Annotated in this window: 17 protein-coding genes and 2 tRNA genes; 11 read left to right on the top strand and 8 right to left on the bottom strand. The window is 71.5% G+C overall.

Features of this window, described 5'->3' with window-relative positions:
- Window positions 1-141: 141 nt before the first annotated feature.
- The 7 genes from D3273_RS18920 to D3273_RS18890 all read right to left on the bottom strand — a co-directional run bounded on the left by D3273_RS18920 (window position 142) and on the right by D3273_RS18890 (window position 3727).
- Window positions 142-552 carry a response regulator gene (locus tag D3273_RS18920; protein ID WP_129228452.1) on the bottom strand — a complete coding sequence of 137 codons (411 nt, stop codon included), beginning with the start codon at window positions 550-552 and terminating at the stop codon, window positions 142-144.
- A 74-nt stretch (window positions 553-626) separates the two neighbouring features.
- The gene (locus D3273_RS18915; protein ID WP_129228451.1) at window positions 627-917 is read right to left on the bottom strand and encodes a hypothetical protein; all 291 of its coding nucleotides are present in this window, start codon (window positions 915-917) and stop codon (window positions 627-629) included.
- A 26-nt stretch (window positions 918-943) separates the two neighbouring features.
- Window positions 944-1210, bottom strand: a complete 267-nt coding sequence (locus D3273_RS18910; RefSeq protein WP_129228450.1) for a hypothetical protein — start codon at window positions 1208-1210, stop codon at window positions 944-946.
- A gap of 239 nt (window positions 1211-1449) precedes the next feature.
- Window positions 1450-1524: transfer RNA gene (locus D3273_RS18905), tRNA-Thr, on the bottom strand.
- Window positions 1525-1613: 89 nt separating this feature from the next.
- Window positions 1614-2726 carry a DNA polymerase IV gene (dinB, locus tag D3273_RS18900; RefSeq protein ID WP_129228459.1) on the bottom strand — a complete coding sequence of 371 codons (1113 nt, stop codon included), beginning with the start codon at window positions 2724-2726 and terminating at the stop codon, window positions 1614-1616.
- Between the two features lie 111 nt (window positions 2727-2837).
- Window positions 2838-3362 (bottom strand): type II toxin-antitoxin system VapC family toxin, encoded by a 525-nt coding sequence (locus D3273_RS28840; RefSeq protein WP_129228449.1) that lies wholly within the window; start codon window positions 3360-3362, stop codon window positions 2838-2840.
- Window positions 3359-3727, bottom strand: a complete 369-nt coding sequence (locus D3273_RS18890; protein WP_129228448.1) for a response regulator — start codon at window positions 3725-3727, stop codon at window positions 3359-3361. Before D3273_RS18890 ends, D3273_RS28840 begins: the two co-directional genes overlap by 4 nt.
- A 176-nt stretch (window positions 3728-3903) precedes the next feature.
- Between D3273_RS18890 and D3273_RS18885 the strand changes: the two genes are divergently transcribed.
- The gene (locus D3273_RS18885) at window positions 3904-5073 is read left to right on the top strand and encodes a beta-glucosidase (protein ID WP_129228447.1); all 1170 of its coding nucleotides are present in this window, start codon (window positions 3904-3906) and stop codon (window positions 5071-5073) included.
- Here D3273_RS18885 and D3273_RS18880 read toward each other — a convergent pair.
- Window positions 5045-5287: a DUF6894 family protein gene (locus tag D3273_RS18880; RefSeq protein ID WP_207210831.1), complete on the bottom strand. Its 243-nt coding sequence runs from the start codon at window positions 5285-5287 to the stop codon at window positions 5045-5047. The two genes, D3273_RS18885 and D3273_RS18880, sit on opposite strands and share 29 nt — an antisense overlap.
- 254 nt (window positions 5288-5541) lie before the next feature.
- Here D3273_RS18880 and D3273_RS18875 point away from each other — a divergent pair, with 254 nt between their 5' ends.
- The 10 genes from D3273_RS18875 (at window position 5542) to D3273_RS18830 (ending at window position 21002) form a co-directional block, all read left to right on the top strand.
- On the top strand, window positions 5542-6207 hold the full coding sequence (locus D3273_RS18875; RefSeq protein WP_245501274.1) for a class II aldolase/adducin family protein: 666 nt from the start codon (window positions 5542-5544) through the stop codon (window positions 6205-6207).
- A gap of 101 nt (window positions 6208-6308) precedes the next feature.
- On the top strand, window positions 6309-9659 hold the full coding sequence (locus tag D3273_RS18870) for an alpha-1,4-glucan--maltose-1-phosphate maltosyltransferase (RefSeq protein WP_245501272.1): 3351 nt from the start codon (window positions 6309-6311) through the stop codon (window positions 9657-9659).
- A gap of 2 nt (window positions 9660-9661) precedes the next feature.
- Window positions 9662-12961, top strand: coding sequence for a maltose alpha-D-glucosyltransferase (gene treS, locus D3273_RS18865; RefSeq protein ID WP_129228445.1), 3300 nt, complete (start codon window positions 9662-9664; stop codon window positions 12959-12961).
- The gene (gene glgB, locus D3273_RS18860; protein ID WP_129228444.1) at window positions 12958-15162 is read left to right on the top strand and encodes a 1,4-alpha-glucan branching protein GlgB; all 2205 of its coding nucleotides are present in this window, start codon (window positions 12958-12960) and stop codon (window positions 15160-15162) included. The genes treS and glgB overlap by 4 nt, the downstream gene beginning before the upstream one ends.
- A 105-nt stretch (window positions 15163-15267) precedes the next feature.
- Window positions 15268-16566, top strand: coding sequence for a histidinol dehydrogenase (gene hisD, locus D3273_RS18855; protein ID WP_129228443.1), 1299 nt, complete (start codon window positions 15268-15270; stop codon window positions 16564-16566).
- 5 nt (window positions 16567-16571) lie between these two features.
- Window positions 16572-17063: a UPF0262 family protein gene (locus D3273_RS18850; protein WP_245501271.1), complete on the top strand. Its 492-nt coding sequence runs from the start codon at window positions 16572-16574 to the stop codon at window positions 17061-17063.
- On the top strand, window positions 17060-17557 hold the full coding sequence (locus D3273_RS18845; RefSeq protein WP_129228441.1) for an arsenate-mycothiol transferase ArsC: 498 nt from the start codon (window positions 17060-17062) through the stop codon (window positions 17555-17557). Before D3273_RS18850 ends, D3273_RS18845 begins: the two co-directional genes overlap by 4 nt.
- Window positions 17558-17924: 367 nt before the next feature.
- Window positions 17925-18001 (top strand) — tRNA-Arg (locus tag D3273_RS18840).
- A gap of 885 nt (window positions 18002-18886) precedes the next feature.
- On the top strand, window positions 18887-19096 hold the full coding sequence (locus D3273_RS18835; protein WP_129228457.1) for a cold-shock protein: 210 nt from the start codon (window positions 18887-18889) through the stop codon (window positions 19094-19096).
- Window positions 19097-20000: 904 nt separating this feature from the next.
- Complete coding sequence (locus D3273_RS18830) at window positions 20001-21002, top strand: ornithine cyclodeaminase family protein (RefSeq protein ID WP_129228440.1); 1002 nt, start codon at window positions 20001-20003, stop codon at window positions 21000-21002.
- The last annotated feature ends 143 nt before the right edge of the window (window positions 21003-21145 follow it).

Here is a 21145-nt window from a genome sequence, read left to right as displayed (position 1 = left end):
CCGGGCCGGGACGTCGACAGGTTGCAGGGGCATGGCGCGTTTCGCCTATCTTGGATCGGCCGCTCGCAGACAGCCTTATGCCATCGACGTTTCCAAAAGTTAATAGTTCCGATCAAATGAGTAATTTCGGCTCACTGTGGCTCAGGCGGGACTCGCCGCAGACGGTTCCCGACGCTCGCGGATCAGGGCTGCCAAGCTCGCGAGGACGTCTGCGATCTCGGCCGGCTTCGAGTGGACCGGCGCCTCGGGATAGCTCTCGGTGACGGCCGGATCGTTGCCCGTCACGAACACGAAAGGGATGCCGCGCAGTCGGAGCTCGTCGGCGATCGGGAACGACAGCTCACCCCGGAGCTGGACATTGAGCAGGGCGCCGTCCAGGCGCGCGCTGTCGCGGATGGCTTCCATGGCGCTCGCCACGCTCGGACACGGGCCGAGCGGCACGATGCCAAAGGCCTCGAGCTCGTCGGCCATGACATCGGCCAGGAGTGCTTCGTCCTCGACGACGAGGACGTGCATCCCTGAGAGATCCTGGCACAGGTCGGGATCGTTCATCGGCGGCGGCAACCTGGAGGACGATATCCGGTCTATATCCTACTCAGCGATGATAGCGAAGCTAGAGCTGCCAATCAGTCCCCGTTGCAGTCCGGTGTGTTCGCGTCGCCCGGCTGGAACCGGCTCGGGTCGATACCGGGGTGCTCGCCCGGGACGCGTTTCACGAACTCGTCGATACGCTCACTCGGGCGTGTGACGAGGCCGTTCCTCCCCATCAGGGTCACGACCTCCTGGGGCCGATCGGTGAGCTCGCCGGCGTGCCGCGCCTCGATGTAGCCGACCGCATAGACGATGGCCTCGGCCTCGCCCTGGGCCGAGAACCCGTGCGGATCGTGCGTCCCGACCGCCAGCGTGAAATCCGACATCTGCGCCCCCCGTGCCCAGCTCGGAGCTAGAGCGGCGAGGCGATCGTGCCAGGGCAAGCCGCGTTTCGAAGGGCGACGACCATCGAGGCGGCCGCGCGCCCGATCGTGAACTCGGCCGGCGGGACGTCGACGGCGAGGACCTGCTCGTCCTCGTAGACGACGCTGATATGCTCGCCGTCGTCGTCGGCCCAGGCGTCGCCGACCCTGCCGACGTTGGTGCCCACGCGGCCCCGCAGCTCGACGAGCCGCGAGTCCCGCCGCAGCCACACCACATCCCCGATCGAGCAGCCCATGACGCCCTCCGCTTGTTCCTGTTATGTTCTAGTGCGGACGGGTTAACGGGAAAGGCGGGTCTGGCGTCGGCGCTGTGGATAAAGTCGAGCACGAAAGGCTTGTCACGACCGACGCCGCTCGATCAAACGCCCGAAAATCGAGGTTCGGACGGTGCTGCCCGCGTGCGTCCGATGCCGAAAAGCCCGGCGTCAGCCGCAACTCGTCAGGGGGAAAATCAAAATGATTTAAATGGGATAGATGGTGCTGCCAGAGAGGATTGAACTCTCGACCTCTCCATTACCAATGGAGTGCTCTACCACTGAGCTACGGCAGCGTTGGACGGTATGGGACGCTGTCCCCGTCGCGGAGGTGATGTGCCACAGCCGGCGCCGATGCGCAAGTCCCGCCGATGGCCGGGGCGCGTCACAGCGCCAGCGCGAGTTGGCGGTCCGTGGCGGCTTCGGCGGAGAAGCCCGACAGGGCGAGGCCGATCAGCCGCACGCCGGCCCGCAACGGCATCACGCCGCGCACGAGGTCACGGCCGATGGCGTCGAGCGCGTCGCGGCTCGCCACGGGTTCGGCCCCGGTGCGGCTGCGGGTGATCTGCCGGAAATCGGCGTATTTCACCTTCAGCGTCACGGTGCGGCCCAGGGTGCCCGAAGCTTCGCAGTGGCGCCACACGGCGGCCACCGCCGGGGCGAGCCCGGCGATCAGTTCGGTTTCGGTGGTCAGGTCTTCGGCGAAGGTGTGCTCCGAGCCGCTCGACCGCCGGACGCGGTCCGGCCGCACCGGGCGGTGGTCGACGCCCCGCGCCGCCCAGTAATAATAGCGGCCCGCCTTGCCGAACAGCGCGTCGAGCTCCTCGGACGATCGCGCCCGGAGGTCGGCCCCGGTGGCGATCCCGAGGTCCTTCATGCGGGCCGCCGTCACGGGACCGACGCCGTGGAACCGCGCGATGTCGAGCCCTTCCACGAAGGCTTCGCCCCGGCCCGGCGCGATCACGGTCAGGCCGTCGGGCTTGCGGTGGTCCGAGGCGAGCTTCGCCAGGAACTTGTTGTAGCTCACCCCCGCCGAAGCGGTGAGCCCCGTGTCGGCGAGGATGCGGGCCCGGATGGCCGCAGCGATGCCGGTGGCCGAGCCGGCCGCCGCCGTCACGTCGAGGTAGGCCTCGTCGAGCGACAAGGGCTCGATCAGCGCCGTGTGGTCGGCGAAGATCGAACGGATCTGCTGCGATATCGCCTTGTAGGCCTCGAAGCGGGGCCGCACGAAGACGAGCTCGGGGCAGCGCCGCAGCGCCGCCATGGACGACATGGCCGAGCGGACGCCGAAGCGCCGCGCCTCGTAGCTCGCCGCCGCCACGACGCCGCGCTGGCGCGAGCCCCCCACCGCCACGGGCCGCCCGCGCAGAGCCGGGTCGTCGCGCTGCTCGACCGACGCGTAGAAGGCGTCCATGTCGACGTGGATGATCTTGCGCGGCGCGAACGCGCCCTCGACGGCGGGGCGGTGCGGGGCGGGCGGTGAACTCGGGAGCGTCATGGCGCGGCGATGGCGGAACGAAACGGAAACATCATAGCTCACGCCGGCCCGCCCCGGAAGGGGCCGTCGCGACGGTGGGCGAAGGGGCCATTCAGGCAGCGCGTCGGAGCGTCAACGCGGGCCCGCGCGGTCCGGCGCGAGGCCGGACAGGAAGTCGTCGAGCGTGGCGATGCGCGGGCCCGACGGGAGGGCCTGGAGCAGCACGTCGCGCTTGCGCAGGATCTTGCCGTCGCGCGTCAGGAAGGCGTCGCAGCCGGCTTCGGCGGCTTCCGACAGGTGGGCCGCGTCGGCGTCGTGCTTGCCCGGCCGGCCGTCGCCGCGCATGATCGCCCGCACGCGGATGCGGTCGATGTGCTGGCGCGCCGTCAAGGGGGCGGCGCGCGGGGGCGGCGGCAGGTCCAGGGCGGCGTCCCGCACGGCCGCGGGCGCGCCGGGGTCGCGCATCTCCGCCAGCACGCCGGACGGGACGAACAGCCTCACGCGGCCCGCCGCCACCTCGGCGCGGAAGGCGTCCACCAGCGCGTCGCGGGGGGAGCCGGTCCGATCGAGCGCGTTGGCGTCCACCGCCACGAGGGGCACGCCGCGCTGCGGGGCGACGGCGCGCCGGCCGTCGAAGGCGGCCCGGGGCGCCGTCAATGGAGCGTGACGGCGGTCTGCATCGCCGTCAGCACGTCGAGCGGGCGCCACGGCTTCTCGACGAACCGGACGGAGGGCGGCAGGTCGCCGGGCGGCAGCGCGCGGCCGGAGGTGACCAGCACGGCGATGTGGGGCCAGTGGGTCGCCACGGCGCCGGCGAGGTCGAAGCCGTCCGCTTCGCCGGGGAACTGGACGTCCGTGAAGATCGCGGCGAGGTCGTGGGCGCGCTCGAACAGGTAGGCGAGGGCGTCGTCGGCGCTTTCCATCTCGACCACGTCGAGGCCCGCTTCCTCGAACAGCATCACGGCGTCGATGCGCAGGATCGGGTCGTCCTCGACCACCATCACGGATCGGCTTGTGATCATCGGGTCCGTCCCCTTCGCCTGCGCCCTCGGCGCGGTGGGATATAGGGTCCGTTCCGCCGCCGACAGGGGGCGGGTGCGTCCCGTCGCCGCCCCGGGCCCGGCGGGCGGCGCGCGAACCGCGGCGCCGGCGCGGCGTTCGCCCCACGCCCACGGCGGGCGGCGGACGGGATGGGCGCATGGAGCGACGGGTGGCGGCGACGGGGGACGGCGAGGGACTGCGCCTGCGCTCCTTCGCCATGGCGGGCTTCGAGGGCGCCACCATGGTGCTCGACACCGGCCGCCGCGTCGACGTCGTGGGGCGGAGCCGGCACGCCGCCGAGGCGGCCGCCGACTACCGCCTGCTCGCCGGCCTCGGCGTGCTGACGGCGCGCGACGCGTTCCGGTGGCACCTGATCGAGCGGCAGCCCGGCCGCTACGATTGGTCGAGCGCGCTGCCGGTGGTCCGGGCCGCCGCGGCCGCCGGCGTCGAGGTGATCTGGGATCTGTGCCACTTCGGCCTCCCCGACGGGCTCGACCCGTGGTCCCCCGCCCTGCCGGGCCGCTTCGCCGCCTTCGCGCGCGCCGCGGCCGGGCTGCTGCGCGGCGAAAGCGACGGGGTGCCCCTGTGGTGCCCCGTCAACGAGATCAGCTATTGGGCCTTCGCGGGCGGCGACCGGGGCCATTTCGTGCCCTGTGCGCGGGGGCGCGGGGGGGACTGGAAGCGGCAGCTCGTCCGCTTGAGCGTGGAAGCGTCCCGGGCGCTGCGCGAAGTCGATCCCCGCGCCCGGCTGGTCCACGCCGACCCCGCCATCCACATCGCCCCGAAGCACGACGCCGACCGGACCGTGGCCGACCGGCACCGGCTGTCGATGTTCGAAGCCTGGGACATGATCGCGGGCCGGCGCGACCCCGACCTCGGCGGATCCGCCGACCTCCTCGACGTGGTGGGGATCAACTTCTACGCCGACAACCAATGGGTCCACGAAGGGCCGGGGCTCGCGCCCGGCGCGCCGGGCTACCGGCCGCTGCGCGACATCCTCGCGGAAACCCACGCCCGCTACGGCCGGCCGATCGTCGTCACCGAAACGGGCGCCGAGGGAGCGGATGGGCCGGGCTGGCTGCGCGGCGTCGCCGGCGAGGTGGCGGCGGCGCGGGCGGCGGGCGTGCCCGTGGCGGGCTGCTGCGTGTATCCCGCCATGGACTACCCGGGCTGGACGGACGACCGCCATTGCCGCTGCGGGCCCATCGCGGCGTCGGCCGACTGGTCGACGCGCTGGATCGACCCCGCCATGGGCGACGCGATGGCCGACCTCGCCCGTGCGGGCCCTACCTCGGCGCTCAGCGCGCCACGGCCGACGAGGCCGTGATGGAGAAGTCCATCCGGTAGAGCACGAGGCCGCGCTCGTCCTTCACCTCGAGCCGCCATTCCGTGTCGGGCCGGAGGATCTGGGCGTCGAGCACGAGGGTCGCGCCGGCGCGGCGGATGCCCTCGCGGCGGGCCGCGTCGGCGTCGGGCAGCTCCTCCTCGTCGGGCCTCACGTCGCTGCGGCCGTCGTAGACGTGGAACTTGTAGCGCGGCATGGGCGACCCCTCGGGGAACGGCGGGTCGCCCGAGCGGGACGGCCATCATTAACATGCGTTAATGCCGAGCCGCAGAGCCGGTTTCATCGCCGCGCGAAGCCCGATGCCGCTGGACGGCCGCGCGCCGCCCGTGCCACCACGGCGCCATGGACGACACCCCGCCGGACGCCACGCCCCGCCGCCCGCTCCCGCCCGACGGCGGGCCCGCCGAAACCCAGCGGGCCGCGGCGGACGGGCTCGCGACGCGGCGCGCCATGGTGGACGCCTGCCGCCGCATGAACGCTTCGGGGCTGAACCAGGGCACGTCCGGCAACCTGTCGGTGCGGACCGGCGACGGCTTCCTCGTCACCCCGACGTCCCTGCCCTACGACGCCATGGAGCCCGGCGACCTCGTGCCGATGGGGTTCGACGGGGCCTGCCCGGGTGCCGGACGCCCCTCCTCCGAATGGCGTTTCCACGCCGACATCCTCCGCCTCCGGACGGACGTCGACTGCGTGCTGCATTGCCATTCCACCTTCGCGACGACGCTGGCCTGCCACCACCGCACCATCCCGAGCTTCCACTACATGGTGGCGGTGGCGGGCGGCACGACGATCCGCTGCGCGCCCTATGCCACCTTCGGCACGCAGGAGCTGTCCGACCATGCCGTGCGGGCGCTGGAAGGCCGCCGCGCCTGCCTGCTGGGCCAGCACGGCATGATCGCGCTCGGGGCCACGCCGGCCTCCGCTTTGGCGCTGGCCGTCGAGGTCGAAGCGCTGGCGCGGCTCTACCTGCAGGCGCTGGCTCTGGGCGAGCCGCCCGTCCTCCCCGACGACGAGATGGAGCGCGTGATCGCCCGCATGCGCGGCATGGGGTACGGGGCGACGCCCGGAAGCCGGGCGGGACGCGCGGCGGCGGACGGCGTCGCCCCCCCGGCCTGACGCGCCGCGGCGATGCGGGAACAAAGCTTTCCGGGCATGGTTCAGTGACAGCACGGCCCCGGACGGGCCGCGGCACGAGGATTCGCGTGAGGACGTCATCGATGATGCAAGCGACGCCGCCGGGACAGTTCGCGTCCCCCACGCCCGTCGATGGTGACGCCGCGGCCCCCGAAGCGGGGCGGACGTCCCCGCCGCGGATCTACTACGTGCCGCTGTCCATGGTGTCGGGCCCGGCGGAATGGGCCACCGTGCTCGACGGCTGCGCCGGCATGGGCTTCGACAGCCTGATGATCTCGCCCCCCGGCGCGCCCGGCCCCACCGGCAACGCCCTGCTGCCCGCCGACTGGTCCCGCCCCCATCCGGCCCTGCCCGCCGCCGACACGGTCGCGGATGCGGTGGCGGCGCTGGCCAAGCTTTGCCGCGCCCGCGGCCTCGCCCTCGCGGTGGACCTCGTGGCCGACCGCGTCGCCGGGGGCTCCCCGCTGGACCGCGACCTCGGCCTCGCCGCACCGCTGGCCGACCCGCTCGACCCCCGCGTGGCCCCGGAGGACCGCGGCGCCGCCCCCGTGCCCTTCGGCGACGAGGCCGTGCGCGCCCGCTTCGCCGAAGCGCTCGTCGCCCATGCGGCGTCGCTGGCCGAGGCCGGCGTGTCCGGCTTCCGCTGCCTCGCGCCCGACCGCGTCCCCGCCGCCCTGTGGGCCGAGGTCGGCGACGCGGTGCGCCGCGCCCGGCCCGGCGCCCGCATGCTCGCCTGGACGCCCGGCCTGTCCGCGCCGGCCGTCGCGGCCCTCGCGCCCGGCCGCTTCGACGGCGCCTTCTCGTCCCTGCGCTGGTGGGACTGCCGCGCGTCCTGGCCGCTCGACGAGCAGGCGCGGCTGAACGCGCTGGGCACCGTCATCGCCTTCCCCGAGGCACCCTTCGGGGACCGCCTGCCCCGGGCCCTGATCACCGACGAGGTCGCGCAGCGCACCGTCGAGCGTGCGCTGTCGGTCGCGGCGACGCTGGGCGACGGCATCCTGGTGCCCATGGGCCTGGAGTTCGGCGCCCGCGAGCGCGTCGCCCCCACCGGCGGCGTGCGCGAAACCTACGCGGCCCTGCGGGCCGCCCCGCGCCTCCAGCTGTCCGAAACGGTGCGCGCCGCCAACGCCTTCGTGAAGCGCGAAGGCGGCCGCTTCGCCGGCGGCGCCCTGCGGCTCATCGGGGCCGCGGCCGGAAGCCCGACGGGCGTGCTGCGCATCGACGCCAGCGACCTGCGCCGCGCCACGTCGGCGCGGCTCGTGCTCGTCAACCCGTCGCTCGACCGCGTGTCGACGCTGGCGGGCGGCGCGCTGTCGCCCGAGGTCGGGCGCTTCCTGCCGTTCCGCGACGCCATCGGGTCGGGGCCGAACCTCAACGCCGACACGGCGGCGAGCCTCGCCCCTGCGGCCGTGCGGGTGCTCGACGGCCGGGCCGGCAGCGCCATCGTGCCGCCGCTCGACTCGCTGCGCTTCACCGTGGAAACCGCCATGGCGGCGCCGCGCCTGGCCATCGAGGCCATCGCGCCTTCGGTCGACGGCGGCCGCTACCCCGTCAAGCGCATCGTCGGCGAGGTCGTGCGCGTCGAGGCGGACGCCTTCGCGGAAGGGCACGACCGCATCGCCGTGGCGCTGCGCTGGCGCGCCGCCGACGAGGACGGCTGGCGCGAGCGCCGCATGGTGCCGCTCGGCAACGACCGCTGGGCGGCCGACCTGCCGCTGGAGCGCCTCGGGCGCCACGTCTACGCCGTCGAAACCTGGCGCGACGACTTCGCCATGTTCCACCACGAGGTGGAAGCCAAGCACGCGGCCGGCCTCGCCGTGCCGCTGGAGCTCGAGGAAGGGCGCCGCCTCGTCGAGCGCACGCTGGCCTCGGCGGAGGGCGAGGCCGCGGCGCGGCTGAAGCCGATCGCGGAGCGCCTGCTCGGAGCCGACGACGCCACCCGCCTCGCCATCCTGATGGCGCCCGACACGGAGGCCGCCATGATGGCCGCCGACCCGCGCCCCTTCAAGCTGACCTCGGCCGAGATCCCGGTCGACGCCGAGCGCACGGGCGCGGGCTTCGCGAGCTGGTATTCCATCTTCCCGCGCTCCCAGAGCGGCGATCCCCTGCGCCACGGCACCTTCGACGACGTCATCGAAACCCTGCCCCGCGTGCGCGCCATGGGGTTCGACGTGCTGTATTTCACGCCGATCCACCCCATCGGCCGCACCAACCGCAAGGGCCGCAACAACACCCTGACGGCCGGCCCGGACGATCCCGGCAGCCCCTACGCGATCGGCGCCGCGGAAGGCGGCCATTCCGCCATCCATCCCGAGCTCGGCGACTTCGAAAGCTTCCGCCGGCTGGTGAAGGCCGCCGCGGACCACGGGCTGGAGCTGGCGCTCGACATCGCCATCCAGGCTTCGCCCGACCATCCCTGGCTGAAGGACCACCCGGACTGGTTCAACTGGCGGCCGGACGGCACCATCCGCTATGCCGAGAACCCCCCGAAGAAATACGAGGACATCGTCAACGTCGACTTCTTCGCGCCCGGTGCCATGCCGTCGCTGTGGATCGAGCTGCGCGACATGATGCTGCTGTGGGTCGAGCAGGGCGTGAAGCTGTTCCGCGTCGACAACCCCCACACCAAGCCTTTCCCCTTCTGGGAATGGGCCATCGCCGACATCCGCCGCCTGCACCCCGACGTGGTGTTCCTGTCGGAAGCCTTCACCAAGCCGAAGGTGATGTACAAGCTGGCCAAGATCGGCTTCTCGCAAAGCTACACCTACTTCACGTGGCGCAACACCAAATACGAGATGACGGAGTACCTGACGGAGCTGACCACCCAGGCGCCGAAGGACTTCTTCCGCCCGCACTTCTTCGTCAACACGCACGACATCAACCCGGACTTCCTGCAGAACGCGCCGCGCTCCGCGTTCCTGATCCGCGCCGCCTTGGCGGCGACGCTGTCGGGCCTGTGGGGCGTGTACAACGGGTTCGAACTCTGCGAAGGCCGCCCGGACGCGAAGCGGAAGGAATATGCCGACAGCGAGAAGTACCAGCTCACCGCCTGGGACCACGACCGGCCCGGCAACATCGTGGGCGAGATCGCCGCGCTGAACCGCATCCGCCGCGACAACCCGGCCCTGCACAGCCACCTCGGCCTCACCTTCCGCGGGGCGTACAACGACAACGTCCTGCTGTTCCAGAAGACCACGCCGGCGCGCGACAACTGCCTGCTCGTCGCCGTCAGCCTCGACCCCTATGCGGCCCAGGAGGCCGACATCGAGGTGCCGCTGTGGGAATGGGGCCTGCCCGACGACGGCACGATCGCGGTCGAGGACCTGATGCGCGGCGTGAACTTTGCGTGGACCGGCAAGGTCCAGCGCATCCGCCTCGACCCCGCCGAACTCCCCTTCTCCATCTGGCGCCTCAGCGCGACGAGAGACCTCTGAACATGGCGCTTCAGCCCCAGTCCACGCTGTCCGCATCCACGCTGTCGGATGACCCGCTCTGGTACAAGGACGCCGTCATCTATCAGCTGCACGTGAAATCGTTCTTCGATGCCAACAACGACGGCATCGGCGATTTCGCGGGGCTGAACGCCAAGCTCGACTACGTGGCGACCCTCGGCGTCACCTGCATCTGGCTGCTGCCCTTCTACCCCAGCCCGCGGCGGGACGACGGCTACGACATCGCCGGCTACGAGGACGTCAGCCCCGATTACGGCTCGCTCGACGAGTTCCGGCAGTTCGTCGCGGAAGCGCATGCGCGCGGCATCCGCGTCATCACCGAGCTCGTCATCAACCACACCTCGGACCAGCACCCCTGGTTCCAGGCGGCCCGCAATGCGCCGAAGGGCTCGCCGGAGCGCGACCTCTACGTGTGGTCCGACACGGACGACAAGTTCACCGAAACGCGCATCATCTTCCTCGACACCGAGACGTCGAACTGGACCTGGGATCCGGTGGCGGGCCAGTACTTCTGGCACCGCTTCTATTCCCACCAGCCCGACCTCAACTTCGACAACCCGAAGGTGCTGGAGGAGGTGCTGCGCGTCATGCACTTCTGGCTCGACATGGGCGTCGACGGGCTGCGCCTCGACGCCATCCCCTACCTGATCGAGCGGGACGGCACCTCGAACGAGAACCTGCCCGAGACTCACGTCATCCTGAAGAAGATCCGCGCCGACCTCGACGCGTCCTACCCGGACCGCATGCTGCTGGCCGAGGCCAACATGTGGCCCGAAGACACGCAGATGTATTTCGGCGACGGCGACGAATGCCACATGGCGTTCCACTTCCCGCTGATGCCGCGCATGTACATGGCCATCGCCAAGGAGGACCGCTTCCCCATCACCGACATCATGCGCCAAACCCCGGAGATCCCGGACAAGGCGCAATGGGCGATCTTCCTGCGCAACCACGACGAGCTGACGCTCGAGATGGTGACCGACGAGGAACGCGACTACCTGTGGAACACCTACGCGTCCGACAAGCGGGCGCGCATCAACCTCGGCATCCGCCGGCGGCTGGCGCCGCTGCTGCAGCGCGACCGGCGCCGCATCGAGCTGATGAACGGCCTCCTCCTGTCCATGCCCGGCACGCCCGTGATCTATTACGGCGACGAGATCGGCATGGGCGACAACATCCACCTCGGCGACCGCGACGGCGTCCGCACGCCGATGCAGTGGACGGAGGACCGCAACGGGGGCTTCTCCCGCGCAGACCCGGCCAGCGTGGTGCTGCCGCCCATCATGGACCCGCTCTACGGCTTCTCGGCCGTCAACGTGGAGGCCCAGGCGCGCGACCCGCATTCGCTGCTGAACTGGATGCGGCGCATGCTGTCGCTGCGCCGCAACCACCAGGCCTTCGGCCGCGGCACCCTGCGCTTCCTGTATCCCGGCAACCGCCGCGTGATGGCCTACCTGCGCGAGTTCGACGGCGACACGATCCTGTGCGTCGCCAACCTGTCCCGCACCCCGCAGGCGGTGGAGCTCGACCTCGCCGACTACGAGGGCTGGGTCCCGGTCGAGCTCAGCGGCCCCTCGCCCTTCCCCCCGATCGGCAAGCTCAACTACCTGCTCACGCTGCCGCCCTACGGCTTCTACTGGATGGCGCTGTCGCGGGACGAGAAGCCGCCGTCCTGGCATCAGGCCGGCGGCGAGCAGCTCCCCGAGTTCGAAACGCTCGTGGTGCGAGACAGCCTGAAGGAGCTGCTGAGCGAGCGCTACACGGCGCGCATCCTCAACGACCTGCTGCCGGTGTACCTGCCGCGGCGCCGCTGGTTCGCCGCCAAGGACCAGCGCATCACCGGCGCGCGCCTCGCCTACGCGGTGGCGCTGACCACGCTGCAGGACGTGTTCCTCATCGAGGTCGAGGTCGAGACCGCGGGCCGGGTCGACCGCTACCAGATGCCGGCCGGCATCGCCTGGGAAGGGGCCGGCCTGTCCGCCTTCGCCCAGCAGACCGCCATGGCGCGCGTGCGCCGCGGCCGGCAGGTCGGCTACCTCACCGACGCCTTCGCGCTCGAAGCCCTGCCCCGCGGCATGCTGCGCGCGCTGAAGGAGCGGGGCACCCTGGCGCTGCCGGACGGGAGCGAGATCCAGGCCCGCGCCACCGGCGCCGTCGACGCCCTCGAGGGCATCGACGAGGCGAAGATCCGCTGGCTGACCTCGGAACAGTCGAACTCGTCGGTCATCCTCGGCAGCCTCGCCATCGTGAAGCTGATCCGCCGCGTCGTGCCGGGCATCCACCCCGAGGCGGAGATGACGCGCCACCTCACCGCCGTCGGCTACGCCAACACGGCGCCGTTGATCGGCGAACTGGTGCGCGTCGCCCCGGACGGCACGCCCAACACGCTCGCCATCGTCCAGGGCGTCATCGCCAACCAGGGCGACGCCTGGACCTGGGTGCTCGACAACCTGCGCCGCGCCGTCGAGGACGCCGCGCTGACCGACGGCGCCGCCAGCCCCGACTACCAGGTGCTCGACGCCTTCGTGGGGACGGTCGGCCGCCGCCTGGGCGAGCTTCACCGCGCCCTCGCGGCCCCGAGCGACGACCCGGCCTTCACCCCCGTGGCGGCGGGCGACGACGCCGTCGGGGCGTGGCGCCGCACCATCGGCGGCGAGGTCGCGCACGCGCTCGACGCCCTCGCGGCCCGCCGCCCCTTGCTCGACGACGAGGCGGGCGGCCTCGCCGACACGGTCCTGGGCCGGCGCCAGGCGATCCTGGAGGTCGTCGACCGGCTCTCGGAATCCGGCCGCGGGACGGTGATGACCCGCGTCCACGGGGACTTCCACCTCGGGCAGGTGCTGGTGAGCGGGCCCGACGCCTTCATCATCGACTTCGAAGGCGAGCCGGTGAAGTCGCTCGATGAGCGCCGCGCCAAGGCGAGCCCGCTGCGCGACGTGGCGGGCCTGCTCCGCTCGCTCGACTACGCGGCCGCCGCCGTGTCTGGCATCGAGGAGGACGCGGGGCCGCAGCCGGTGCGCGAGCGCCGCGAAGCGCTGCTCGACACCTTCCGGCGCGAGTCGGCGCAGGCGTTCCTGCGCCACTACCGCGCCGCCGCGTCGGGCACCGAGCCGGACGAGGCCGTCGACGCGGGCACGGATCCGCTGCTCGATCTGATGCTTTTGGAGAAGGCCGCCTACGAGATCGGCTACGAGGTGGCCAACCGGCCGAAGTGGCTGCCGATCCCGCTCGGCGGATTCAAGGCGATCGTGGATCGCCTGACCGGTGTGGAGGAGCGCGCGTGACGGTTCAAAGGGACGCCATGGCGGGGATCGGCCACGACGCCGTCGCGGCACTGGTCGAAGGGCGGCACGGGGACCCCTTCGCCATCCTGGGCGACCACAGGGTCGACGGCGAGCGGGTGATCCGCGCCTTCATGCCGGGCGCGCGCGGCGTCGACGTGTTGGCGCGGGAAGACAACAGCCGCATCGGCACGCTCGACCTCGTGCACGGCGCGGGGCTCTTCGCCGGCGCCGTGCCGTCGTCCGGCCCCTACCGGCTGCGGGTGCGCTGGCCCGACGCCGTGCAGGACGTCGACGACCCCTACAGCTTCGGGCTGCTGCTCGGGGACCTCGACCTGCACCTCATCGGCCAGGGCACGCACTACGAGCTGAGCCGCGCGCTCGGCGCCCAGGCGATGAGCGTCGAGGGGGTGACGGGCGTGCGCTTCGCCGTGTGGGCCCCCAACGCCCGGCGCGTGTCGGTGGTGGGCGACTTCGACAGCTGGGACGGCCGCCGCCATCCCATGCGGCTGCGCGGCGCGGCCGGGGTGTGGGAGCTGTTCGTGCCGGGCATCGGTCCGGGGGCCCGCTACAAGTACGAGATCGTGGCGCCGGACGGCGCGCTGCTGCCGCAGAAGGCCGACCCCGTGGCGCGCGCCTCCGAGGCCGCGCCCGCCACGGCGTCGATCGTGGCCCGCTCCGACCCGTTCCCCTGGACCGACGGGGACTGGAAGGCGCAGCGCGCCGAACGGCAGGCGCTCGACGCGCCCATCTCGGTCTACGAGGTCCACCCCGGCTCCTGGATCAGGAACGCCGAGGAAGGCCGCAGCCTCAACTGGCGGGAGCTGGCCGACCGGCTCGTCCCCTACGTGTCGGGCCTGGGCTTCACCCACATCGAGCTCATGCCCATCATGGAGCACCCGTTCGGCGGCTCCTGGGGCTACCAGACGCTGGGGCTCTTCGCGCCCACCGGCCGCTACGGCTCGCCCGAAGATTTCGCCCACTTCGTCGACCGCTGCCATGCGAGCGGCGTCGGCGTGATCCTCGACTGGGTGCCGGCGCATTTCCCCACCGACGTGTGGGGCCTGGCGCGCTTCGACGGCACGCCCCTCTACGAGCATGCGGACCCGCGCGAAGGCTTCCACCAGGATTGGAACACGCTGATCTTCAACCTCGGGCGCAACGAGGTGAAGGGCTTCGTCATCGCCAGCGCGATCGAGTGGCTGGAGCGCTACCACGTCGACGCGCTGCGCGTGGATGCCGTGGCGTCGATGCTGTACCGCGACTACAGCCGCAAGCACGGGGAATGGGTGCCGAACAAGTTCGGCGGGCGCGAGAACCTCGAATCGGTCGAGTTCTTCAAGCACCTGAACAGCGTCGTGCACAGCCGCGAGCCCGGCGCGCTCGTGATCGCCGAAGAATCGACGGCCTGGCCGGGCGTCACCGCGCCCGTGGAACAGGGCGGGCTCGGCTTCGACATGAAGTGGAACATGGGGTGGATGCACGACACCCTGAAGTACATGGAGAAGGAGCCGGTCTTCCGCCGCTACGACCACCACCTCATGACCTTCGGCATGGTCTACGCCTACACCGAGCATTTCATGCTGCCGCTGAGCCACGATGAAGTGGTGCACGGCAAGGGCTCCATGATCCGCAAGATGCCGGGCGACGACTGGCAGAAGTTCGCCAACCTGCGCGCCTACTACGCCTTCATGTGGACCCACCCGGGCAAGAAGCTGCTCTTCATGGGCGACGAGATCGCCCAGTGGGCCGAATGGAACCACGACACGTCGCTGCACTGGGACCTGCTCGACAACCCCTTGAACAAGGGCGTGCAGCTGCTCATCGGCGACCTGAACCGGCTCTACTGCTCCGAGCCGGCCCTGCACGCCACCGACAGCCTGCCGGAAGGCTTCGCCTGGGCGGTGGGCGACGACGCGGACCGTTCGGTCTACGGGTTCCTCCGCCAGACCGGCGACGGGAGCGAGCGCCTGCTGGTGCTGTGCAACATGACGCCGGTGCCGCGCGAGGACTACCGGGTCGGCGTGCCCGTGGCGGGCCACTGGCGCGAAGTGCTCAACACCGACGCGGCGGTCTTCGGGGGCGGCAACCTCGGCAACGGCGGCGGGACCTCGACCGAGGAGGTCGGGTCCCACGGCCAGCCGGCCTCGCTGGTGCTGACGCTGCCGCCGCTCGCCACCGTGGTGCTGAAGGCGCCGGCCTGACGGCACGCGGGATGCGGCGGGCGCGACACCCTTCGCCCGCCGTCGGGCCCGCCGGACGGCGCCGCCGCGCTTGAGCGCGGGGCGGCGACGTTCTAAGCAGGAGACATGCAGACCTATACGCGGCTCGACGCCCGTTCGAGCGACTTCGAACACGCCTTCCGCGCCCTCCTGTCCGCCAAGCGGGAGGTGTCGCAGGACGTCGACGACGCGGTCGGGGCCATCATCGCCGACGTGCGGGGGCGAGGCGACGCCGCCCTGTTCGACCTCACCCAGCGCTTCGACCGGGTCGACCTGCGCGCGTCCGGGCTGCGCGTCACGCGCGACGAGATCGCAGCCGCCCGCGGCGCGGTACCGGACCGCACCTTCGAGGCCCTGAAGCTCGCGCGCGACCGCATCCTCGCCTTCCACGAGCGCCAGAAGCCCGCGGACCAGTTCTGGACCGACGCGCTCGGCGTCGAGCTCGGCTGGCGCTGGACGGCGATCCGCGCCGTCGGCCTCTACGTGCCGGGCGGCACCGCCGCCTACCCGTCGTCCGTGCTGATGAACGCCATCCCGGCCACGGTGGCGGGCTGCGAGCGCGTCGTCATCGTCGTGCCGACGCCCGACGGCGTGCTGAACCCGCTGGTGCTGGTCGCGGCCGAACTCGCCGGCGTCGACGAGATCTACCGCGTCGGCGGTGCCCAGGCGGTGGCGGCCCTGGCCTACGGCACCGACAGCATCGCGCCGGTGTCCAAGATCGTCGGCCCCGGCAACGCCTATGTGGCGGCCGCCAAGCGGCGCGTGTTCGGCCAGGTCGGCATCGACATGATCGCCGGCCCGTCCGAGGTCGTCGTGGTGGCGGATTCGTCGGCCGACCCCGAGCACGTCGCCGCCGACCTCCTCGCCCAGGCCGAACACGACGCCGTGGCGCAGTCGATCCTCGTCACCGACAGCGGGGACCTCGCCGACGCCGTGGCGGCGGCGGTCGAGCGCCAGTTGGCCGCCCTGCCCCGCCGCGCCATCGCGGGACCCTCCTGGCGCGACTACGGCGCCATCGTGCTCGTGCCCGACCTCGACGCCGCCGTGCCTCTCGTCGACCGCCTCGCGCCCGAACACCTCGAGATCATCGCGCGGGACGGCGACGCCCTGGCGCGCCGCATCCGCGACGCCGGCGCGATCTTCCTCGGCCCCCACACGCCCGAGGCCATCGGCGACTACGTGGGCGGCTCGAACCACGTGCTGCCGACGGCGCGCTCGGCCCGCTTCGCGTCGGGGCTCGGCGTGCTCGACTTCATGAAGCGGACCTCGGTGCTGAAATGCGACGCGGCCGCGCTGGCGGCGCTGGGCCCGGCCGCGGTGGCGCTCGGCGAAGCCGAAGGGCTCGACGCCCACGCCCGCTCGGTCGCGATGCGCTTGAAGGGCTGACGCCGGTGGCCGGGGAGCGCCGACGCCTCGTCGCCGTCACCCTCGACGAGGGGTCGATCGGCCGCGGCAACCCCGACCAGGAACACGAACGCCGCATCGCCATCTACGACCTCGTGGAGGAGAACAGCTTCGGGCTTTCCGGCCGCGACGGGCCCGGGCCCGACGGGGGACCGTACCGCCTGGCCATCGGGCTGCAGGAAGGCAAGCTCGTCTTCTCCGTCGCCGACGAGGCGGGGGCGCCGCTGATGTCGCACCTGCTGTCGCTGCAGCCCTTCCGCTCCGTGCTGAAGGACTACCTCATGCTCTGCGACACCTACTATCGGGCGATCCGCACCGCTTCGCCGAGCCTGATCGAGGCGATCGACATGGGGCGGCGGGGGCTGCACGACGAGGGCGCGGCGCTGCTGGGCGAGCGGCTGCGCGGCAAGGTGGAGGCCGACCCGGGGACGCTGCGCCGCCTGTTCACCCTGATGACCGCCCTCCACTACAAGGGATGACGCCCCCGCCGGCCCCAGGCTCTCCGCCAGCCGACCCCCCCGGCGCCGCCCCCCGCGCGAAGCCCCAGTCGATCCTGTTCGCCTGTTCGGAAAACGCCGTGCGCTCCGTGATGGCGGAAACCATGGCCAAGCGCCTCGTCGGGCGCTCGGTCTACATCCAGTCCGCGGGGGTGCGGCCGGGCGCGCACGACCCCTTCGTCGACGCCGTGATGGACGAGCTCGGCCTCGACAGCGCGCGCCACCGGCCGCGCCGCTTCGAAGACCTGGAGGACGACAACTTCGACCTGATCGTCACGCTGTCGCCCGAAGCCCACCACCGCGCTCTCGAATACACCCGCGCCATGGCGGTCGACGTCAGCTATTGGCCGACCGCGGACCCCACGGTGGTGGAAGGCTCGCGCGACCAACGGCTCGGCGCCTACCGGGCGACCCGCGAAGGCCTGCAGCGCCGCTTGAAGGACCTGCTCTCGTGGCGCCCTCTGGGCTCGGTGTAGGGCGGGACGGCGGGCGTCACGCCGCGGCGCCCTGCTTCCGCGAGGTCGCATCCGTCGGACAGGCGGCCCGGGACCCGGGACGGGCCGAGGAAGCACGACGATCGGCCGGTGGACATCGCCGGCCCGCTGCAGGACCGGTGGCACTGGGCGCGGCCTCCCCCGTCCACCTGGGCGCGACCTCGACGTTCCGGCGGCCGCGTGACCGCGCCGGTGCCGGTGCCGGTGTCATGCTGAAAACCCGCTCAGCTTTCGACCCGAAGCCTCCGGCCTCGTCAGCCAAGCCGCCCGGACCTCGGCGACCCCGGATCGCCGCGCCCGCAGAAAAGGCGGGCGCAGCGACGCGATCCGTGCCATGCTGGCACCGCCAGCGCCCCTAGCTCAGCTGGATAGAGTATCGGGCTTCGAACCCGAGGGTCGCAGGTTCGAATCCTGCGGGGCGCGCCAGTCTCTCATCAGAAGACAACGTCTTTGCCACCTTTGGCTTCGGCCAAAAATGAAGACCTGGGCTGATCTTCAGCGACGGAAGTGCTGATGCCTCTCCGTCGCGTTACGCGGCATGCGTTCGCGCCTGCCGTCGGTCAAGGATCTCTGACCGTTGATATGTCCCTCGTTTCGGCGGCGAATGGCCCGGCCCTCTTCTGGTCCCGACCGACCCCGACATCGCCGGACCAGAGCCGAGAAGGGCATCTCGGCTTGGATGGATGCAGGCCTTCACCATGAGGGCTCGGTCGGCTGGATGCGTCGTGCCGGTCAGGCACGTTTCACGCGAGCGGGTCGCCCCGACGGCTCGGGATGGCCGAGGCGCCTTGCCCGTGCCCAGCGTGAGCGCCGCCGGCATCTTTCCAAGCTCCGTGCTGAAGTCGGGGTCAGGAACCAAGCGGGCCTTGGTCCATTGCTTCCCGACACGGAGGACAACAGATGCCGACACCGCCCCCCATCCCGCGCGCAGGCCGTTCGCCGTATGGCCCCCAAGGTGAGCCGAAGCTGTTTCAGGATGTGTCCCATCGGGTGCAGAACGCCGCGCGCGGGAGCAGAAAGGACGTCGAGCCGACGGCGACGACCGTCGATGGCCAGCCCAGGAGTCCGTGGCCCCTGCTCTTCGGCGTCGCACTGGCCGGCTACGTGCTCGGCGCTCTCGTTCACCGTCGGGCGTGACCCGACCATCGTGGAGGAGCCAAGAGGGCCATCGCCGTTCCTGGCCTCGACGAAGACGCGCTGCGCTTCGGAGCCTATGGGATCGTTCGGATGGGCGGTGCTGATCTCGCCGCCCGGTGTGGAACGCCTGTGCTCCCCGCCCGTTGTCGATCAACGAAACGCGAGATGACGACGATGGCGACCGGTACCGTGAAGTGGTTCAACCCGACAAAGGGCTTCGGTTTCATCCAGCCCGACGATGGCGGACAGGACGTGTTCGTGCACATCAGCGCTGTCGAGCGGGCCGGGTTGCGCGATCTGCCCGAGGGACAGAAGCTTTCCTACGAGCTCGTCTCCGACAAACGGTCGGGGAAGATGTCAGCCGACAAGCTCCAGGCAATGTGATCCAGGCATCGTCCATCCAACCCCGGCGACCACGGATGTACTGGCGCCGGCGATGAGACCGCGATGGCTGTCGGTGGGGGGTCGGGAGAACATCCCGGCCCCTTTGCTCGTCCGGCGTCGCGCCACCGCCTCGAAGCGGCCACGAGCGCTGGTTCGCGACGGTACGACGACCGGTGCAGCACACCGGCTATCCGCTTTCCATGCAGGTGCCGCACCGCGCCAACCTGGCGATCCCGGCTCCTCATGAGGAGAGAAAGCGATGCCCAGCGACGACGCCGTGCGCCACATGGGCGATCCCACACAACTCACCCCGCCCCGATGAGCTGCAGCCTTCCAAGCGCCCGGACGCTCGGCCGTCGGTCGAGCTTACCGCCTCGACGTGTGGGGCGATGCCATGGGATGTCGGCATCCTCGGCCAGTTCGAGACCGAGAGCGCTCGCGACAGGGTGAAATTGGCCCGGCTCCGTGACAGGGCCCTGAACCCGGGTCGACGGTTCTGAGGTACCATGACGGTGCCGAGCGAGGCTGAGTTACGGCTGGACGGGAGCGGGGGCGGTTCGGACAGGGTCGACGGCAGCGTGGCGCACCATGGCAATGGTTCGGGCGGCGTGGCCTACGCGCGGGGGGGACAGGTCGTCTCCGAACGCGACGTCGAGCGTGTCATGCAGACCGTTTTACATCGTCCTATGGCGACGCATGCCCTCGGCAGCGCGCCGCGCCTTGGACGCCACCGACGACACGGAAGAGCGTGAGCCGACATTCTGCAGGACCCGCCCTCGCGCGGCGGCATGTGGGGACCTTACGATGTCGATCGCATCGTGGCGGAGACGGGCAGGCGACCCCGCCCGATGCGCGATGCATTCCACGACGACATGGGCTGGATCGCCGGCCGGGAGAACGCGTGATGGACGAAATTTACATCGATTTCCTGAACCGTCCGGATGTCCAGGCCCTCGCCATGACGGACGACGAGATCCTGGCCGCCGTGGAGTCGAGCCTCGCGACCCAGGGCCGGGGCGAGGCCGTGATCGAACCCCGCGTGCACCTGGAGCCAGGCGTGTCGCGCGGCCATTTCAACGTGCTGCGCGGCGCCCTGCGCGAGCCGGTGGACGCGGCGGGCGTGAAGGTGGTGGGCGATTTCATCGACAACTACACCTTGGGCCTTCCGTCCGAACTCGCGCTCCTCATGCTCTTCGACCCCCGCACCGGCGTACCCCGGGCCATCCTCGACGCGAGCGGCATCACCGACATGCGCACCGGGGCCGTCACGGCCATCGGGGCCAAGCACCTCGCGCGGCACGGCTCGAAGGTGCTCGGCCACGTGGGCGCGCGGGGCACGGCCTACTGGAACGTCCGCCTGATGGACCGGATCTTCGACTTCGACGAGATCCGTGTCCATTCCCGCCGGCCGGAGAGCCGCGACGGCTTCGCGGCGCGCCTCGCCCGCGACCTCGGCAAGCCCGTCGTGGCGAAGGAGGACTGGCGCGCCTGCGTCGAGGGGGCCGATATCGTCGTCGAGGCATCTCGTCTCGTCGCGCCCGAGCCGCTGCTCAGGACGGAATGGATCAAGCCCGGGGCGCTGGTTGTGCCCTACGGCACCATGAGCGCCGTGGAACTGTCATTGACCGACATCATGGCCAAGGTGGTGGTCGACGATTGGGGCCAGTGCAAGGGCGGCAAGTTCGGCAGCCTGCGCGCCCACGTCGAGGCCGGGAAGCTGACCGCCGAAACGCTGCACGCCGAACTCGGGCAGATCGTCGCCGGGCTGAAGCCCGGCCGGGCGAGCGACGACGAGACCATCCTGTTCTGGCACCGCGGCCTGTCGCTGTCCGACATCGCGCTCGGCCACGCCATGCTGGAAAAGGCGCGGCGGCTGGGGATCGGCCAGCGGCTGCGTTACGCCTGAGGCGTCGTCCCTCACCGCCAACGCCCACATGTATGCGGCGACGCCCGGTGCCGCCGCGACCTGGGCGGAGCTGTTCGGCTTCGCCGCGGCGCGCAGCGGCGTGGCGCTCGCTGTGCGGCCTCACCCGGCGCCGGCCCCGATGG

Origin of the sequence: Lichenibacterium minor, from assembly GCF_004137685.1 — a bacterium.
Taxonomy (GTDB): Bacteria; Pseudomonadota; Alphaproteobacteria; order Rhizobiales; family Beijerinckiaceae; genus Lichenihabitans; species Lichenihabitans minor.
The sequence above is the reverse complement of the archived record's forward strand: the minus strand, read 5'-3'. Positions and strand labels throughout refer to the sequence as shown.

What these genes read in the sequence shown, in the direction of transcription:
- D3273_RS18920 (WP_129228452.1), bottom strand. Translation starts at nt 552, where the DNA reads ATGAACGATCCCGACCTGTGCCAGGATCTCTCAGGGATGCACGTCCTC.
- D3273_RS18915 (WP_129228451.1), bottom strand. Translation starts at nt 917, where the DNA reads ATGTCGGATTTCACGCTGGCGGTCGGGACGCACGATCCGCACGGGTTC.
- D3273_RS18910 (WP_129228450.1), bottom strand. Translation starts at nt 1,210, where the DNA reads ATGGGCTGCTCGATCGGGGATGTGGTGTGGCTGCGGCGGGACTCGCGG.
- dinB (WP_129228459.1), bottom strand. Translation starts at nt 2,726, where the DNA reads ATGACGCTCCCGAGTTCACCGCCCGCCCCGCACCGCCCCGCCGTCGAG.
- D3273_RS18890 (WP_129228448.1), bottom strand. Translation starts at nt 3,727, where the DNA reads ATGATCACAAGCCGATCCGTGATGGTGGTCGAGGACGACCCGATCCTG.
- D3273_RS18885 (WP_129228447.1), top strand. Translation starts at nt 3,904, where the DNA reads ATGGAGCGACGGGTGGCGGCGACGGGGGACGGCGAGGGACTGCGCCTG.
- D3273_RS18880 (WP_207210831.1), bottom strand. Translation starts at nt 5,287, where the DNA reads ATGCCGCGCTACAAGTTCCACGTCTACGACGGCCGCAGCGACGTGAGG.
- D3273_RS18875 (WP_245501274.1), top strand. Translation starts at nt 5,542, where the DNA reads ATGGTGGACGCCTGCCGCCGCATGAACGCTTCGGGGCTGAACCAGGGC.
- D3273_RS18870 (WP_245501272.1), top strand. Translation starts at nt 6,309, where the DNA reads ATGATGCAAGCGACGCCGCCGGGACAGTTCGCGTCCCCCACGCCCGTC.
- treS (WP_129228445.1), top strand. Translation starts at nt 9,662, where the DNA reads ATGGCGCTTCAGCCCCAGTCCACGCTGTCCGCATCCACGCTGTCGGAT.
- hisD (WP_129228443.1), top strand. Translation starts at nt 15,268, where the DNA reads ATGCAGACCTATACGCGGCTCGACGCCCGTTCGAGCGACTTCGAACAC.
- D3273_RS18845 (WP_129228441.1), top strand. Translation starts at nt 17,060, where the DNA reads ATGACGCCCCCGCCGGCCCCAGGCTCTCCGCCAGCCGACCCCCCCGGC.
- D3273_RS18835 (WP_129228457.1), top strand. Translation starts at nt 18,887, where the DNA reads ATGGCGACCGGTACCGTGAAGTGGTTCAACCCGACAAAGGGCTTCGGT.
- D3273_RS18830 (WP_129228440.1), top strand. Translation starts at nt 20,001, where the DNA reads ATGGACGAAATTTACATCGATTTCCTGAACCGTCCGGATGTCCAGGCC.